Here is a 16,572-nt window from a genome sequence, read left to right on the forward strand (position 1 = left end):
TGCATAATAGATAGAAGGAAAAGTTGCAATATCTAACAATAAAACAAGAACAGAAAGAGATAGGGGGGAAAGAAATGGTTACCGTATCAAAAAAAGAATTTATAAATAATGCAAAGTTATGGCAAGTTGGTTTGTTTGCCTTAAATAATACTGCAACGAATTTATACTTTTTTATTATGGGTTTCGTTTCTTATTATGCAACTGGGGTTGCCGGATTAACAGTTATGATTATCAGTTCAGTTTTAATGGGAATGAGGGTTTTTGACGGAATAACAGATCCAATTGTCGGTTATTTCATTGACAAAACGAATTCTAAGTTTGGAAAATTTAGACCATTTATGCTTGCCGGAAATATCATTCTCGCAGCAACTGCTTTAATTATTTTTAATGTCACACATCATCTTCCGCAAGAATTTCAATTGATTTTCTTTATCTTTGTATATGCTATACACATGATCGGCTATACGTTTCAGGCAGCATGTACAAGAGCAGCGCAAACTGTTTTAACGAATAACCCAAAACAAAGACCACTTTTTTCTGGTTTTGATGCAACTTATAATATTGGGGTATTTATTGGGGGACAAATCTTAGTTGCTTCTTACCTTGTTCCTAAATATGGAGGGTTTACCGAAGGGTTATTCCTAGAATTGAGCCTTTATGTTGTAATACTATCTGCTTTGTTTACTGTACTGGCTGTCAGTGCTATTTGGGAAAAGGATCAAACGAAGTATTTTGGTTTTGCAGAAAAAACGGTTAAAACGAACTTTAAGGATTACTGGCCTGTTATTAAGAGAAACCGACCTTTACAAATGTTAGTTCTTGCAGCATCTACAGATAAATTAGCTAACAGTGTTTTGAGGCAACCGGCTGTACCAGTCATGTTTTTTGGGATTATGCTTGGTGATTACGCATTAAGTGGAACATTGTCTGCTGTGACAATCATTCCAACATTAATTATTACGTATGCAGGGATCATGTTTGCTAGAAAGACAGGTTTAAAAAATGTGTTTGTAATTGGAACTTGGGGGGCACTCTTGTTTTTTGGTCTTACACTAGGACTGCTATTACTAATTGACCCAGCTACGATTTCATTTTCTAATTTAACATTAACAACGATTCTCTTTTTTATTTTGTATACGTTAGGGTATTCTTTTATGGGCTTTACAGGTAATATTGTTATCCCAATGATTGCTGATACTTCTGATTATGAAACTCATGTAACAGGAAGATACGTACCAGGTATGATTTCTACCATTTTCTCTTTTGTTGATAAATTGATTTCATCTTTTGCAATCACACTTGTAGGTATTCTTTTAGCATTTATTGGGTATAGGGATGAGTTTCCACAAGTTGATGAACTGTTAACTCCATCACTTTTTGTTATGACGATTATTTTGTACTTTGCTATACCGATGATCGGATGGATTATTTCATTAATTGCGATGAAGTTCTATGAGCTTGATGGAAAACGAATGAAGGAAATCCAAGATGAAATTGCAGAGGTAAAACAAATTTACGTTGAAAAAGATGCAATGCCATCATTATTAGATGAAAAGAAGTAAGAATAGTAGAGTATAACTCTGTTTATAAGATTAAGAATTAAACAGAATAAGTCGTTTATATTTCTACTTTATATTGACATAAAGTCTCTTAGAATGATATTCTTCAATTGACCTAACATTAATTTGTTTAATAAACAAATTAATGTTAGGTAGGTGTTAATAAAAATTAAAATCGTCTTATACTAAATAGAAGAAAGGAATATAACTATGTCAAAACAACAAATTGGTGTTATCGGTCTAGCTGTAATGGGAAAAAACCTTGCGTTAAATATTGAAAGCCGTGGATACTCTGTTTCCGTGTTTAACCGTTCAATTGAGAAAACGGAAGAGTTTATAAAAAATGAGGCAGCTGGGAAAAATTTCTTTGGTGCAACTAGCATTGAAGAGTTCGTAAATTCATTAGAAAAGCCTCGTAAAATATTATTAATGGTAAAAGCAGGTGGCCCGACAGATGCGACAATTGATTCATTGAAGCCATATCTTGAGAAGGGTGATATTCTGATCGATGGAGGGAATACCTTCTTTGAAGATACAATCAGACGAAATAATGCTTTAGACGAAACTGGGATTCATTTTATTGGAACAGGTGTTTCTGGGGGAGAAGAAGGAGCGCTTAAAGGGCCTTCTATTATGCCTGGTGGTCAAAAAGAAGCTTATGAACTTGTCGAACCAATTTTTAAAGCAATTTCCGCAAAAGTAGATGACGACGCATGTTGTACCTACATTGGACCTAATGGTGCTGGTCACTACGTAAAAATGGTTCATAACGGAATTGAATATGGCGATATGCAATTAATCTCTGAAGCATATTTTATTTTGAAGAATATCCTAGGGTTACGTGCACAAGAGCTTCATGAAGTATTTGCCGAGTGGAATAAAGGCGAACTAGACAGTTATTTAATTGAAATAACAGCAGATATTTTCACAAAATTAGATGAAGAAACAGGGAAACCACTTGTTGATGTTATTTTAGATACAGCTGGACAGAAGGGAACGGGTAAGTGGACAAGCCAAAATGCTTTAGATCTTGGAGTACCTCTTCCGATTATTACAGAGTCTGTCTTTGCTCGCTATATTTCAGCTATGAAAGAAGAACGTGTGAGGGCAAGTAAGTTGTTAAGAGGGCCAGATGAAAAATCATTTGAAGGGAAAAAAGAAGAGCTTATTGAAGCAGTACGTAAAGCCTTATATATGAGTAAAATTGTTTCTTATGCGCAAGGCTTTGCTCAAATGCGTGCAGCTTCTGAGGAATATGATTGGAATTTACGTTATGGTGATATCGCGATGATTTTCCGTGGTGGTTGCATTATTCGTGCACAATTCCTTCAAAAGATTAAAGAAGCGTACGATCGTGACTCTGAATTACCTAACTTATTATTAGATCCTTACTTTAAAGAAATCGTTGAGAATTACCAAGCTTCTTTACGTCAAGTCATCTCGCTAGCAGTTGAGGCTGGAATCCCGGTACCTTCTTTCGCTAGTGCGATTGCCTACTATGATAGTTACCGTACGGAAACATTACCAGCAAATCTCTTGCAAGCACAGCGTGATTATTTTGGTGCACACACGTATCAACGAGTGGATAAAGAAGGCGTGTTTCACACGAATTGGATGTAAGATTCCGTTTTCAAACTGATAAGTATTGCTAAAACGTGTTTCATCATAAGTAGTGAGTTAAGCTTATATAATTTTACTTTTTAGATATGGCTTGAGTTAGAATTGGATACAACTGTATTTAGTTCCTATTGAAGTGTAAAGAACAATATATCTCGAAGCCATAGTTAGATAGTAAAGATTAGGAGGAGCTAAAATGCAATTTAACCATAAACAACCAGAGTTAGAGGTAAGATCCAAAAAGATCATTGAAGTAGATGGGTTGAAATTTAAAGATTTGAATAACGATGGGAAACTAAACCCCTATGAGGATTGGCGTTTAAGTCCGAAAGAGCGTGCGGAGAACTTAGTATCATTGATGAATCTCGATGAAAAAGTGGGTATGATGCTTATTAATACTCGTCAAATGGGTCTTTCTCAAGAAGATAAGAGTAAGACAAGTCACGATGGAGTGTTAGATGAAGGAATTGTTGAAAAGGGTGAAAGTATTTTCGCTATCACGAAAATATATGGATCAACACATACTATTGAAAAACTGAACCTTCGTCATTTCATCTTACGAGACAACTGGAGTTCAGCTCAAATGGCAGAGTGGGTTAACGCAATGAATGAAGTGTGTGAAGGAACACGCCTAGGTATCCCATGCTTAATCACTTCTAATTCTAGAAACGAAAATACAGAATTCGTTTTTGGAATGAATGACGCTGCTGGAATATTTTCAACATGGCCAGGGACATTAGGGCTTGCAGCTGCTGCTAAGGGAGATATTAAGAATGGTGGTGATGCATCACTTATTAGCGAATTTGCTAAAATAGCACGTGATGAGTGGGATGCTACCGGAATTAGAAAAGGTTATATGTATATGGCTGACACGGTCACAGACCCAAGGTGGCAACGGACATATGGTACGTTTGGTGAAGATCCTGAATTTATTGCTGAAGCAATTGGACGCATTATCGACGAATTCCAAGGGGAGAGCATAGGAAAACATAGCATTGCGATGACAACGAAACATTTTCCAGGCGGAGGAGCAAGAGAAAATGGATTTGATCCACATTACAAAGAAGGTAAGTGGAATCTATACCCAACTCCAGGAAGCTTAGAAACGTACCATCTGCCACCATTTAGGGCAGCGGTAGAACATGGAACGTCATCGATTATGCCGTACTATTCTATCCCAAGCATTAAAAAGAGTGTAGTTCAGGAATTTGAAGGTGAAGACATTCCTTTCGAAGAGGTTGGTTTTACATTTAATCATTATTTCATTAATCATATTCTTAGAGAAAAACTAGGATTTAAAGGCTATGTAAACAGTGACAGCGGTATTACAAGTAAAATGAGCTGGGGCGTTGAAGAGTTAAGCGAAGCTGAACGTTTTGCAAAAGCAATCAATGCCGGTACAGACATAGTGGCTGATACAAATGATGTTGAAAATTTAAAGTCAGCCATTAATAATGGCTGGATAAGTGAAAAACGCATTGATGAAGCGAATGTGCGCCTGCTCACTGAAATGTTTGCATTAGGGTTATTTGATGATCGTACGTACGTTTCGCCTGAAAACGCGACATCAGTAGTTAGTAATCCAGCGAACTGGGATGCTGCTTATGAAGCGCATAAAAAGTCAGTAACGGTATTGAAAAATCAAAATCAGACATTACCTTTAACAGCTGAAAAGCTAGATAGCAAAAAGGCTTATGTGGAAGTTTTTCATAAGGAGCCAGAACGAGCAACATCTTATACTGAGGATGCAAGGAAAGAATGTAAGGAGCTTGGACATTTTACCTTAACTGATAATTATGAGGAAGCGGATGTAGCTATCTTGTTTTTAAATCCAAAATCAGGAGCTTATTTCTCTGCGACACCAGGGCTTTTAGAACTTGAAATATGTGAAAATAAAACGGAAACAGCTTTGGATGGTACTACGTATCAGGAAACTACTTTAAGTGGTATGGATCATTTAAAGGAGGTCGCTGACAGCATCCATAGTCGCGGTGGTAACGTAATTATAAGTGTTAACATCATTATGCCGTGGATACTTGGAAATATTGAGCCTTTAGCTGATGCATTGATCACTGGATACGATACATTCTATAAGGCTCAGTTTGAGGTGATGGCCGGTAACTTTAGCCCAGTTGGTGTGTTACCACTAACATTACCAGCAAGTGAAGCAGTCATTGCAGTCGATGAAAATGGTGATTGTGTATCAAGAAATGACGTCCCAGGCTATGATAAGGACAAATACATGCCGGAAGGACTAAGCTACGCATATAAGGATAGTGACGACAATATTTACAAGCTAGGTCACGGATTAACTTATTAAATATTAAAATAGTCCTGTAATAGGTACCCCTCTTTAGATAGACGTAAAAAAAGAGAACGTGTTTATATGTATGTTCTTAACAGTCTACCTAAAGGGGTTTTTTAATAAAGGTTGTTTTCGCATACTTTGTTGTTTTTATGGGTTGCGTGTCCTTCACATGTTCGTTCCATTGCGCTCCAGCCACTCGCTTTCCGCGGGGAGGTGCCGAGCCTCCTCGGCCTGTGGGGTCTCGCCCCTACCTCTGCATGAGGCTACTGAAAAAGGCCTTTTAAGTGGATTCGAGGAAGCAGCAATGGCTCCACACGTTGCGCGCCTGCTATGAGAAAACCACTCATAGTAGGCTTTAAGACAAAGCAACGGTTCCGCTCATTGCTTAAAGGCCACTGAAAAAGGTCAAAACCGTACCTTTTTCAGTGGCCTTCCTCTGCATCTCGCAGGAGTCGAGTGACTTCCACTCCATTTTACTCCGAAGAAAAACTAGATCATAGCAACAATCTTTACTAAAAGCCTTGAAAAAGTAATGGGAATTCAACCTGAAATTAACATACTAAATTGAAGCGAAGAAAAGAGTAGCAATTGACGCTACTCTTCCTCTTATTCTTTGTAAATTAGACCCTTATTATAAATTTAAAAGGATTTATATTATATAATTGGACCTTTCGTAATTTCAGTAAGTTTAGAATTAATGTTGAAAATTATTGCGTTTACATCTGTTATTCCAAACCCAGCTAACCTTATAGAATGCATATCTAAATATTTTTCAGCTGTTTCTTTCGTTTCGAAGATATAAATTCCTCCGACATCATTCGTTTCTTGATTTTCAGTCCAAATTTTCCACATGAACCCTTCTTCTTCGTTAATACTTTTCGCTAAATCAGAAAATTTTTCCGCCATTTCATCTCCAAATGGCCCATCCATTTTGAAATCTACTTGTAATACGTATGCCATTGTTATTCTCCTCGTCTTACTTTTTATTCTGTAGTTTTCAAATATAATTCTCCTAGTATTTCCTTCACTTCATAACTATTTGGTGAAAGCTCTTTTTCAACAAAAGCAAGCATGTCTGATTTTTTAACATCATACATCACTTCAATTTCTTTAGAAAATAATAGTTTTTCTTTTTTTAGTAGGCGTAAAAGTGATGGCTGTTGATTTGGTAGAAGCTTCTCTGTATTTAGAACTTGCTTTAACCCAACAACATAGTTTTCTAGAGCGTGAGCTCCGACTATTTTGACACCTTTACTATCTTTATTTACGATGATAATGGTTGGAAATCCTCGAACCCCTAGGCTGGCAACAAGGTTGAAATCTTGAATTAATAATTGCTGTCCGCTTGGAAGTTCAGCTTGCCTTACAATCGCATCACCATCCAGTCCAAGGTTATTCACTATTTCTCTTAATATAGAATGATCTGCAATATTTTGATTAAATGCAAAAACAGCCTCTCGAACTCTGCGTAAATATACATTTGCTAACGCTTTGTTTTGTTCTTGAATTACTTTAAATACACGAGAAGGAGGGTAGGAAGAATGAATAGGGTTATCATACCAAAGTGTACCATCAATAGGCATACGGCTATGTTCACCAACTTCTCTCCAGTGTCCAGCCACATCTGCTGGTTTTGAAATTCCATTAGCTGTATCACCAAATCCGTCCCATCTTTCTAGCAGTCCCCCCATAACCGTGTGGAAGTTAAAATACTGTCCATACTGTTGTACAAACCGGAGCAGTACTGGTTCGAGTGCCCAGCAATGAGAGCAGATAGGGTCTGTCACATAATATAGATCAATCGTATTCTTTGGGTCATTTAAACTAATTACTTCCATATCTTCCTCTCCCGTTATCCCACATACACCTGTATCTAAATCACAAATCATATTATTTTTCATGATAATATCCCTCCTTAATTACGTGTGAATAGGAAAAACAAATACAATGAACTCTTTTTAGATTTGAGTTAATATTTGTTGTATAGTTGAATTCTAGATCATATTGAAATACAACAATACCAATAGATAATTGCATTTATCGTATATACGACACATTGAGTAAATTGTTTAAAAAGTAGGGGGCATTTGAAGTGAGTGAATCAAAAACGGACCCACGAATTCTTCGGACACGTAAATTAATCATGGATTCTTTTATCGAGCTTTCAGGAAAAAAAGAATTCAAGGATATCACAATAAAAGATATTACAAACGAGGCTATGATCAACCGAGCGACGTTCTATTACCATTTCGAAGATAAATATGATTTATTAGAAAAGGTATTGTCAGAAGTGCTATTGATTAACTTGAATTGCGATACGATCGATCAGAACGAACTGAATGAAGAGGCGTTCGTCCAAATCTTCTTAGCTATTACAAACTTTCAGAAGTCATTATCCAATCGTTGTCATAGAGGATATGAAGATACGATTGCTCGTATTATAAGGGAACAATTAGAAATTATCTTTTACAAAATGTTGTTAAAAAGACATTTAACGGACGAGGATCAAGCTCTAAAGATAAATGCGATTGTGTTAAGTTGGGGAGTTTACGGGGCTTCTGTAGAATGGAGGAGGAATAGCAATATCCCTCCAGAAGAATTTATCAAGTTAGTAATACCTCATATTATGAAGGGGGTTGAATTTGAATCTCTCTAAGAAGGTTGTTAGGGACAACGAAAATTCAATTATTAAAGAAAAGAGAATGGCCAGACTGGGCAATGAAATCGAAGTAGAACTAAGTTTGAGATCTCGAGCACACCATCTTTAGTGTGCTCTTTTACTTTGATAAATCAGCAAATTGTGCAGTTATTACCTCTGCTAAATCCTCTACCTTCAGTTCAATTTGGACACCAATCAGTCCTCCACTCACTATAATCGTCTCAAGTGATTTTGCCTGTTGATCAATAAACGTAGGAAATAACCTCTTCATGCCAATAGGTGAACACCCCCCGCGAACGTAACCGGACACTTTGGTTATCTCTTTTACGGGAATCATTTCGATTTTCTTTTCTCCTGCCGCTTTTGCTGCTTTCTTTAAATCAAGCTCAGCTTCAACGGGAATGACAAAAACGTAATAAGACTTGCTTGATCCTTGAGCAACAAGTGTTTTGTAAACGACGGTAACCTCTCTGCCAATTTTGTTTGCTACTGCTATTCCATCTATTTTTCCATCATCGGCTTGGTATGTTAGCATATCATAATCCATTTTTTCTTTATCCAACATACGCATGGCATTTGTTTTCCCCTTTTTCATATCAACCCTCGTCTTTCTACTATTTTCTATTTATTGTAAACTGATTATGTAGCTTTTAACAGAGTCACATACTAGAAAACGCTTTACTTATTAGAATATTTTCATTAGGGTGATACTTATAGTAAGGAAACGTGATTGGGAGGTACAGTATGAGTAATTACAACGATGACAGCTTAGCACTACATACAGATGCATATCAAATAAACATGACTGAAACGTATTGGCACGATCATATGCATAATCGGAAAGCGGTATTTGAATTATATTTTCGCACCCTTCCGTTTGGCAATGGTTATGGAGTGTTCGCAGGGTTAGAACGAATTATTGAATACATAAAAGGTTTTTGTTTTTCAGAGAGTGATATTGACTATTTACGTGAGGCTGTTGGATATGAAGAAGAGTTTCTAGATTACTTAAAAACAATTCGATTCACAGGTACCATTCGCTCGATGAGGGAAGGAGAGGTTGTATTTGGCAATGAACCGATCTTACAAGTTGAATCAACATTGGCAGAGGCACAGTTGATTGAAACGGCCCTTTTAAACATTGTGAACTATCAAACACTAATTGCCACAAAGGCTTCAAGAATTAAGCAAGTAGTAGGGGACGAAAAAGTACTGGAATTTGGTTCACGTCGTGCACAAGAAATGGATGCAGCTATTTGGGGGACAAGAGCAGCTTTCATTGCCGGATTTGATGCAACAAGTAACGTAAGAGCAGGAAAAAAATTCGGGATTCCTGTGTCTGGTACTCACGCCCACTCAATGATTCAAGTGTACAAAAGTGATTACGTAGCCATGAAAAAATACGCAGAGAGCTGTGTTAGAAGAAAAAATAAAGTGTTTATTCCTCTTGTTGATACGTATGATGTTTTGCGTTCAGGTGTACCAGCTGCAATTAAAGTTGCAAAAGAATTTAAAGGAGAGGTTGATTTTAAAGGGATTCGTTTGGATGGTGGCGATATGGCTTATTTATCAAAGAAAACAAGAGAAATGCTCGATGAAGCAGGATTCCAATCAACTCAAATTGTTGCATCAAGTGATTTAGATGAGCAAACAATTTTAAGCCTAAAAGCACAAGATGCCAAAATTGATGTATGGGGAATAGGAACAAAGTTAATTACTGCCTTTGATCAGCCTGCACTTGGAGCTGTTTATAAAATTGTTGCGATTGAAGATGATCATGGAGACATGGTCGATACAATTAAAATCTCTTCAAATCCGGAAAAAGTGACAACACCAGGAGAGAAGAGAGTGTATCGAATTATTAATAAAAAGAACAATAAGTCAGAAGGCGATTACATTACACTAAAAAATGAAGAGCCACAAAAAGATGAACGCTTAAAAATGTTCCACCCGACACATACGTTTATTAGCAAATATGTAACGGATTTTGAAGCAAGAGAGCTTCTCACTGATATTTTTGTGGATGGAGAATTGGTTTATGAGAATCCTGATATTTTGGATATTCAAAAGTTTGTAGCTGACAATTTAACTGTTCTTTGGGAAGAGTACAGGAGAACGTTAAATCCTGAAGAGTATCCGGTTGATTTAAGCCAAGATTGCTGGGACAACAAAATGAAAATTATTAAAGAGATTAAAGAAGAAATCAAAGGCTAAACTGGGCAATAAACAAGTAGAAGGCAAGGGGCTTCGTCAGCCCCTTGCCGATTTTTATTTTTTAAAAGGTGTACGTGGAACCTACTATAACAAGTAGGATAAATAACACGACGATTAAAGTGAAGCTAGTTCCAGTAACGTAACTCATGAAGAATTCCTTCTTTTTAGAGTAGCTACAAGACCATCTTATGAATTATCGGGTGTAGTGGGTGGGCTATCGTGAGAATAGACGGGTGTGTTTTTTTGACTGAGTTTGGTTTTGGTGAGAAAAATGGAGGTTGCGGTGAGTAATTGAAGAGTTATGGCTAGTAAGCAATAAGGTATGGCGAGTAAACAACAAGTTATGGCTAGTAAATTAGCTTGCGGTTCTACGTAGCCTTATAAACAGCAAAAAGGGGTGTCTCAAAGGTCTGTTTTTGACCTTTTGAGACTTTTGAGACCTTCCTGATGTATTATTTTTTATCTGGTAATTCGCATCCATTATCACAAGCTGCACCTGGTTGATCGACAGTAAGACCATCTTGTTCAATAATCTGTTGCAACGATTGAACAAACACGTCAGTAGACTGTGCACCGGTGATAGCATATTTTTTATTGATAAGGAAAAATGGAATGCTCCTGATACCATATTGTTCAGCTTCTTGTTCATCTTGACGAACAGCATTGCTGAATTTGTTACTTGAAAGCATATCTGCTACTTCGACTCGATCTAATCCGACCTCTTCAGCTAGCTCAACCAACGTTGCATGATCTCCAATATGCTTTCCTTCGGTGTAATACGCACGCAAGAGGCGATCTGTCATCTCATGCATCCGTCCATGTTCTTTGGCAAACATCACTAAACGATGTGCATCAAAGGTATTCGTTAAGATTTGAGTGTCGAACCTGAAATCTAAGCCAAGTTCATGTGCCATTTGTTCCATGTTTCGGCAGTTGGCTTTTGCTTGATCCAGGCTCATTCCATATTTCGAAGCTAATTTTTCATATATATTATATCCTGCATCCCGTTCCATCGTAGGGTCTAATTCAAAACAACGATAGTCTACTGTGATAGGATGGTTTATTTTTTGAATGGCGTCCTCCAGACGCTTCTTGCCAATATAGCAAAATGGTCAAGCGAAATCAGTCCACATTTCAATGTGTAACATCTTGATCCCTCCAATTGAGTTTTCTGTTTCAACGTTTCACTTTTAGTATATCGATTAAAAGGGGAGTTGACCAATAAGTTGCACCAAAGAAAAAGAGAAAATATATGAAGTAGTATCCTACATTGTTACAGCAATGACAAAAAAGGATTAATAATAACCCGATTCCATTTCCTCCGCCTTATCGTGCACCTATTTTTCAATGTCTCCCCTTAATATAGGGGATGTGAGCTAACATCTTTTGATTGGGCTCGCACTCAAGGTTTTTGAGAGGTCGCTCTGTTAGAGATAGCCATGATACATAGGCTTCACAAATGCAGAATGAACATAGTCAATCATCGTTTTAAAATCAAATACAGGTATGCTCGTTGCTTCTTGCACTTTAGAAGATGGGGAGGTGGTTGAACAGGAGTTTAGGTTTTAAGTATTTCTTTTATGAGACGATGTAATTTAAAAACATCGTCTTCTTTGAGTTTGTTCTTCTTTTCATGGGTCTTATAAACCAAAGCCTGAAATAACTTTGAATTTAAGTAGATAGTATATAAAAAAAATATATTGACTCAAATGAAGGTTAAGTCTATACTAAACGCAAGGACAAATGATCACCATGTGCTCAAATGAGCAAGTGCTTAAAAGATATTAATAGTTAGAATGGAGGATGACGTTGTCTAACTGGGAAGAAAAACGTTTACTTGTCAAAGTTGCACAAATGTATTATGAAGCAGATATGACTCAAAATGAAATAGCAAAAGAACTTGGGATATATCGTACGACAATTGGAAGAATGTTAAAAAAAGCAAGAAAAGAAGGTATAGTACAAATTCATATAGATAGCACTTCTTATGAGACATTCGAGTTAGAGACTAAACTACAACAAGCTTTTCAACTAAAAGATGTTATTGTTGTTCCATCTAATAATGAGGACACAGAGGAAAAAAGACTTGCGAATTTGGGGCTTGCTACATTGGATTTGTTAAATCGAATAATTAAGGACGACGATACAATTGGTTTTGCGTGGGGAAGAACCATGGGAAGTATGATTGATCAACCAGTGGAATACAAGGAAAGAAGGGCTGATTTTGTCCCTTTAGTTGGAGGGCCAGGAACATTAGATAGTAAATATCATGTTAACACAATTGTTTATAACGTCGCTAAAACGTTCGGTGGCTCATCTCATTTTATTGATGCTGCTGCTGTTGTAGAAAAGAAAGAAACAAAAAAAGATATTGTTAATTCCAATTATTTTAGGAAGATTTTGTACATGTGGAATAATATTTCTATTGCAGTCGTTGGTATTGGTGCTCCGTTAGCGTCATCGAACATGATTTGGACTGGGTTTTATGGAGATACAGAAATAGAGGAGCTTAACAATCTGAATGTAGTAGGAGATATTTGTTCTAGATTTTATGATATTAATGGTCAAGTTATTGAGTCCGAGGTTGCTGAAAGAACTGTAGCGATTGAGTTAGATAGATTGGCAGAACTTGAATACTCAATTGGAGTTGCTGAATCAGAAAATAAAATCCCATCCATTTTAGGAGCTTTAAGAGGAAAATACATTAATGTCCTTATTACAAATGAAAGTACAGCAGAACAGCTTTTAAAGAAAGATTAGTTTTTTTTAGGAACCTAATGAAAACGTAACCATTAAAGGGGATTTTTTCCATTATATGTAGCTTGTTGAAGGAGGCTAAATTAATATGTTTATTTATTTAATTATATTAGTGGCTACAGCTTGGCTTGTTCAGAGCTTTTTAGGCTTTTTTCAAATTAAAAATTTCAATAAACATTACGCTTTGTTAAGACAAAAAGGGAGAGTAGCAATTGGAAGAAGAAGAGGGTTCTTCAAAGCAGGTACAGTATTACTGATTGCTATTAATAAGGGAAATAAGATTTTAGAAGTAAGAAAAATGCAAGGGGTTACAGTATTTTCGCGGGTGAAACCGATGAAAGGTTTAGATGGCAAAGACTTGCTGAAACTTACAAAGCAAGACTTGCACATATATGACAAACTAACAGTTGCTGCAATTCAGGATGCTGTTGCTAATGTCAAGATTATTTCTAAAGGAGGTGAGATTCCAATTCAAAAAAGCTTGTTTGAACGTCTAGTACAAAAACTAACATTAAAAAAAGAGGTGAATTAATATGGAATACATCACTATGATAGCTGATGGATTTATGAATTTGTTTGAAAGAGGTGGCGAGGTATTTGTCGATCTTGTCACAGGCATTGTTCCTTTATTAATTTGTTTACTAGTTGCGATGAATGCTGTTGTTCGTTTAGTAGGAACCGATAGAGTGGAGCGCATTGCTTCAAAATCAGGGAAGAATGTATTTGCTAGATATCTTATTTTACCAGTATTCGGTACGTTTTTCTTTGCGAATCCTATGACACTTTCATTAGGACGATTTTTACCAGAGAAACACAAACCAGGTTACTATTCAGCTGCGTCGTTTTCTTGTCACACACACAATGGTTTATTTCCGCATGTAAATCCAGGAGAACTATTTGTCTTTTTAGGAATAGCGGCAGGGATTACTACGTTAGGACTTCCAATTGGTGAGTTAGCTGTGATGTACTTTTTAGTAGGTGTAGTTACCAACTTTATGCGTGGTGTAGTAACAGACTGGACAGTGGCGTACGTATCAAAACAACAAAAAGTTCAACTGAAGAGCACAGTTGATTTATAGGGGTGAGCAGAATGTCAAATTACAATTCAGCAATTGTTCATGCAGGTCCTGGTGGTTTCGGTGGACCATTAAATATTATTGTAAATGAAAAGAAAAACAAAGTTGTCTATATTACTGGTGGAAATCAACCAGATATTGCAAAAAAGCTTGCAGATTTAACAGGAGCAGAACTAGTTGATGGCTTTAAAACGAAGGTACCAGATGAAGAAATGGCTTGTGTGATTATTGATTGTGGTGGGACATTACGTTGTGGCATTTATCCACAAAAAAGAATTCCAACCATCAATATTATGCCAACTGGTCAAAGTGGACCGTTAGCTAAATTTATAACAGAAGATATCTATGTTTCAGGAGTTAAGGTTAACAATATTGAAGCAGCGAATGAAGAAGTAGCAGCTAGTGCAGAAAAAAAGAGCGCTTCTGTCGGCGAAACAGAAACGCAAGAGAATAAAAATAAACAATTCAAGTATAGCACAGACAAAAAAATTAGTGAACAACAGAAGCCAAAAGGTCTTATGGTCAAGGTAGGGATGGGAATAGGTAACTTTACTAGTACACTATTCCAAGCGGGGCGTGACACGATTGATACAGTATTAAAAACGATTCTTCCATTTATGGCGTTTGTGGCCATGCTTATCGGGGTAATCTTAGAATCTGGTATTGGGGATATATTTGCAAATTTCCTATCACCATATGCGGGTTCGTTACCGGGGTTACTACTAATTTCATTAGTTTGTTCATTTCCCCTTTTATCACCGTTTTTAGGGCCAGGAGCAGTTATTGCGCAGGTGGTCGGTGTGTTAATTGGTACGGAAATTGGACAAGGGAATATCCCGCCACAACTTGCTTTACCAGCGTTATTTGCGATCAACTCACAAGCAGCAGCTGATTTTATTCCTGTAGGTTTAGGGTTAGCGGAAGCGGAACCAGAGACGGTTGAAGTAGGGGTGCCAGCTGTATTATATTCGAGGTTTTTGACCGGAGCACCAACTGTTTTTGTAGCATGGCTGGCTAGTTTTGCAATCTATACGGATTTTTAAAAACAATAAGTGCATATTACTAAAAGAGAAATATATTTAATAAGCAGGTGGATGAAATGAGTAAAGTTTATTTTACAAATGTAACAAGCATTGGGCCTATGGCAGCAACTTTTTATGAAGATAAGATGATCATTTTATTTAAAAATGATGCACCAGATGAACTAAAAGAGTTTTGTATTGTCCATGAGAAAAATGAATTAAATGGAGAAATAATGGTTGGAGATATCTTTAAAATCGGTGAAACAGAATACGAAGTGACTGCTGTTGGTAGTGCAGTTAATCAAAATCTAGGTAATCTTGGACATATTACTATTAGGTTTAACGGAAGTTCAGAAGCGGATTTACCAGGGACCCTTTGCCTAGAAGATAAAGAGATTAAAGAAATTACTGAGGGAGAAACATTAGAGATCATTCGATAAAAGATATAGGAGTGGAGAAACCATGAGCGGATTACAAAAAGTAGCAATCGTAGCAGGCGGTGGACAAAACTTAGGGGAAGCACTTTCCCATCGATTGGCTGAGGACGGTTATAATGTTGTGGTAGCTGACCTAAATGAAGAGAACGCCAAAAGTGTAGCGTCGAAAATAGCATTAGAGTATCGTATTAAGGCGATTGGTATTAAAACCGATTTAACAAATGAAGCAGAAGTAGCAGCTATGGTCGAAGAAACTGTTTCTAACTTCGGACAAATTGATTTACTAGTATATAATGCAGGTTATGCAAAAAGTTCAAAGATAACTGATTTTAATTTAAGTGCATGGGAAACGTCTATGGCTGTCAACTTAACAGGTTATTTCTTATGTGCTCGTGAAGTATCAAAGGTGATGATCGAGCAAGGGTACGGAAACATCATTCAAATCAACTCAAAGTCGGGTAAAGTAGGCAGTAAGCATAATTCTGGTTATTCTGCCTCTAAATTCGGAGGAGTAGGTTTAACTCAAAGTCTGGCATTAGATCTTGCAGAACATAATATTCGTGTTAATTCAATTATGCCAGGGAATCTATTAAACTCTCCTATGTTCCAGAGTTTAATACCACAATATGCAAAAAAACTTGGGGTTTCAGAGAGTGAAGTCAAACAAATCTATATTGATAAAGTACCGCTAAAACGCGGTTGTGAGTATGATGACATTGCCAATGCTGTCCTGTTCTATGCTTCAGATAAAGCAGCTTATTGTACTGGGCAATCAATTAACGTTACTGGTGGGCAAGTAATGTTTTAATAATTTGAAAGTCATTATGTGTAAAACATAATGACTTTCAGATTGTCGAGAAACCCCACTTTTTTAAAGTGGGGTTTCTATTTTGACTTTATTTCATTCTCTAAGATTTAAGAAA

General features: G+C 36.8%; 16 protein-coding genes. 11 read left to right on the plus strand and 5 right to left on the minus strand.

What is annotated here, in order from left to right; all coding sequences use genetic code 11:
- The first annotated feature begins 74 nt into the window (after window positions 1-74).
- From SAY88_RS17815 to SAY88_RS17825, 3 genes are all read left to right on the plus strand, one after another.
- Complete coding sequence (locus SAY88_RS17815) at window positions 75-1,562, plus strand: MFS transporter (RefSeq protein WP_332633508.1); 1,488 nt, start codon at window positions 75-77, stop codon at window positions 1,560-1,562.
- Between the two features lie 207 nt (window positions 1,563-1,769).
- Complete coding sequence (gene gndA, locus SAY88_RS17820; RefSeq protein WP_332633509.1) at window positions 1,770-3,179, plus strand: NADP-dependent phosphogluconate dehydrogenase; 1,410 nt, start codon at window positions 1,770-1,772, stop codon at window positions 3,177-3,179.
- A gap of 193 nt (window positions 3,180-3,372) precedes the next feature.
- Window positions 3,373-5,496, plus strand: coding sequence for a glycoside hydrolase family 3 protein (locus SAY88_RS17825; RefSeq protein WP_332633510.1), 2,124 nt, complete (start codon window positions 3,373-3,375; stop codon window positions 5,494-5,496).
- Between the two features lie 642 nt (window positions 5,497-6,138).
- Here the strand turns inward: SAY88_RS17825 and SAY88_RS17830 are convergent.
- Window positions 6,139-6,444, minus strand: coding sequence for a monooxygenase (locus tag SAY88_RS17830; RefSeq protein ID WP_332633511.1), 306 nt, complete (start codon window positions 6,442-6,444; stop codon window positions 6,139-6,141).
- Between the two features lie 23 nt (window positions 6,445-6,467).
- Window positions 6,468-7,385 carry a DsbA family protein gene (locus tag SAY88_RS17835; protein WP_332633512.1) on the minus strand — a complete coding sequence of 306 codons (918 nt, stop codon included), beginning with the start codon at window positions 7,383-7,385 and terminating at the stop codon, window positions 6,468-6,470.
- A gap of 191 nt (window positions 7,386-7,576) precedes the next feature.
- Here SAY88_RS17835 and SAY88_RS17840 point away from each other — a divergent pair, with 191 nt between their 5' ends.
- Window positions 7,577-8,140 (plus strand): TetR/AcrR family transcriptional regulator, encoded by a 564-nt coding sequence (locus tag SAY88_RS17840; RefSeq protein ID WP_332633513.1) that lies wholly within the window; start codon window positions 7,577-7,579, stop codon window positions 8,138-8,140.
- Between the two features lie 121 nt (window positions 8,141-8,261).
- Here SAY88_RS17840 and ybaK read toward each other — a convergent pair whose 3' ends face one another.
- Window positions 8,262-8,738, minus strand: a complete 477-nt coding sequence (gene ybaK / locus SAY88_RS17845; protein ID WP_332633514.1) for a Cys-tRNA(Pro) deacylase — start codon at window positions 8,736-8,738, stop codon at window positions 8,262-8,264.
- 149 nt (window positions 8,739-8,887) lie between these two features.
- Here ybaK and SAY88_RS17850 point away from each other — a divergent pair, with 149 nt between their 5' ends.
- Window positions 8,888-10,357 (plus strand): nicotinate phosphoribosyltransferase, encoded by a 1,470-nt coding sequence (locus tag SAY88_RS17850; protein WP_332633515.1) that lies wholly within the window; start codon window positions 8,888-8,890, stop codon window positions 10,355-10,357.
- A 61-nt stretch (window positions 10,358-10,418) separates the two neighbouring features.
- Here SAY88_RS17850 and SAY88_RS17855 read toward each other — a convergent pair whose 3' ends face one another.
- Both SAY88_RS17855 and SAY88_RS17860 read right to left on the minus strand, forming a co-directional pair.
- Window positions 10,419-10,505, minus strand: a complete 87-nt coding sequence (locus tag SAY88_RS17855; RefSeq protein WP_332633525.1) for a YjcZ family sporulation protein — start codon at window positions 10,503-10,505, stop codon at window positions 10,419-10,421.
- A 304-nt stretch (window positions 10,506-10,809) separates the two neighbouring features.
- Window positions 10,810-11,457, minus strand: coding sequence for a DsbA family oxidoreductase (locus SAY88_RS17860; RefSeq protein WP_332633526.1), 648 nt, complete (start codon window positions 11,455-11,457; stop codon window positions 10,810-10,812).
- A 709-nt stretch (window positions 11,458-12,166) separates the two neighbouring features.
- On the opposite strand from SAY88_RS17860, the gene SAY88_RS17865 reads away from it, so the two are divergent.
- The 6 genes from SAY88_RS17865 (at window position 12,167) to srlD (ending at window position 16,457) form a co-directional block, all read left to right on the plus strand.
- Window positions 12,167-13,117 (plus strand): sugar-binding transcriptional regulator, encoded by a 951-nt coding sequence (locus tag SAY88_RS17865; RefSeq protein WP_332633516.1) that lies wholly within the window; start codon window positions 12,167-12,169, stop codon window positions 13,115-13,117.
- An 85-nt stretch (window positions 13,118-13,202) separates the two neighbouring features.
- Window positions 13,203-13,646, plus strand: coding sequence for a transcriptional regulator GutM (locus tag SAY88_RS17870; RefSeq protein WP_332633517.1), 444 nt, complete (start codon window positions 13,203-13,205; stop codon window positions 13,644-13,646).
- A 1-nt stretch (window position 13,647) separates the two neighbouring features.
- Window positions 13,648-14,193 carry a PTS glucitol/sorbitol transporter subunit IIC gene (gene srlA, locus SAY88_RS17875; RefSeq protein WP_332633518.1) on the plus strand — a complete coding sequence of 182 codons (546 nt, stop codon included), beginning with the start codon at window positions 13,648-13,650 and terminating at the stop codon, window positions 14,191-14,193.
- Between the two features lie 11 nt (window positions 14,194-14,204).
- Window positions 14,205-15,233, plus strand: a complete 1,029-nt coding sequence (srlE, locus tag SAY88_RS17880) for a PTS glucitol/sorbitol transporter subunit IIB (protein ID WP_332633519.1) — start codon at window positions 14,205-14,207, stop codon at window positions 15,231-15,233.
- A gap of 56 nt (window positions 15,234-15,289) precedes the next feature.
- Window positions 15,290-15,652 (plus strand): PTS glucitol/sorbitol transporter subunit IIA, encoded by a 363-nt coding sequence (locus SAY88_RS17885; protein ID WP_332633520.1) that lies wholly within the window; start codon window positions 15,290-15,292, stop codon window positions 15,650-15,652.
- A gap of 22 nt (window positions 15,653-15,674) precedes the next feature.
- Entirely contained in the window at window positions 15,675-16,457 is a 783-nt protein-coding gene (gene srlD, locus SAY88_RS17890) for a sorbitol-6-phosphate dehydrogenase (RefSeq protein ID WP_332633521.1), read from the plus strand.
- The last annotated feature ends 115 nt before the right edge of the window (window positions 16,458-16,572 follow it).

The sequence above is a fragment of the Halalkalibacter flavus genome, assembly GCF_036663575.1.
Taxonomy (GTDB): Bacteria; Bacillota; Bacilli; order Bacillales; family Bacillaceae_D; genus Halalkalibacter; species Halalkalibacter flavus.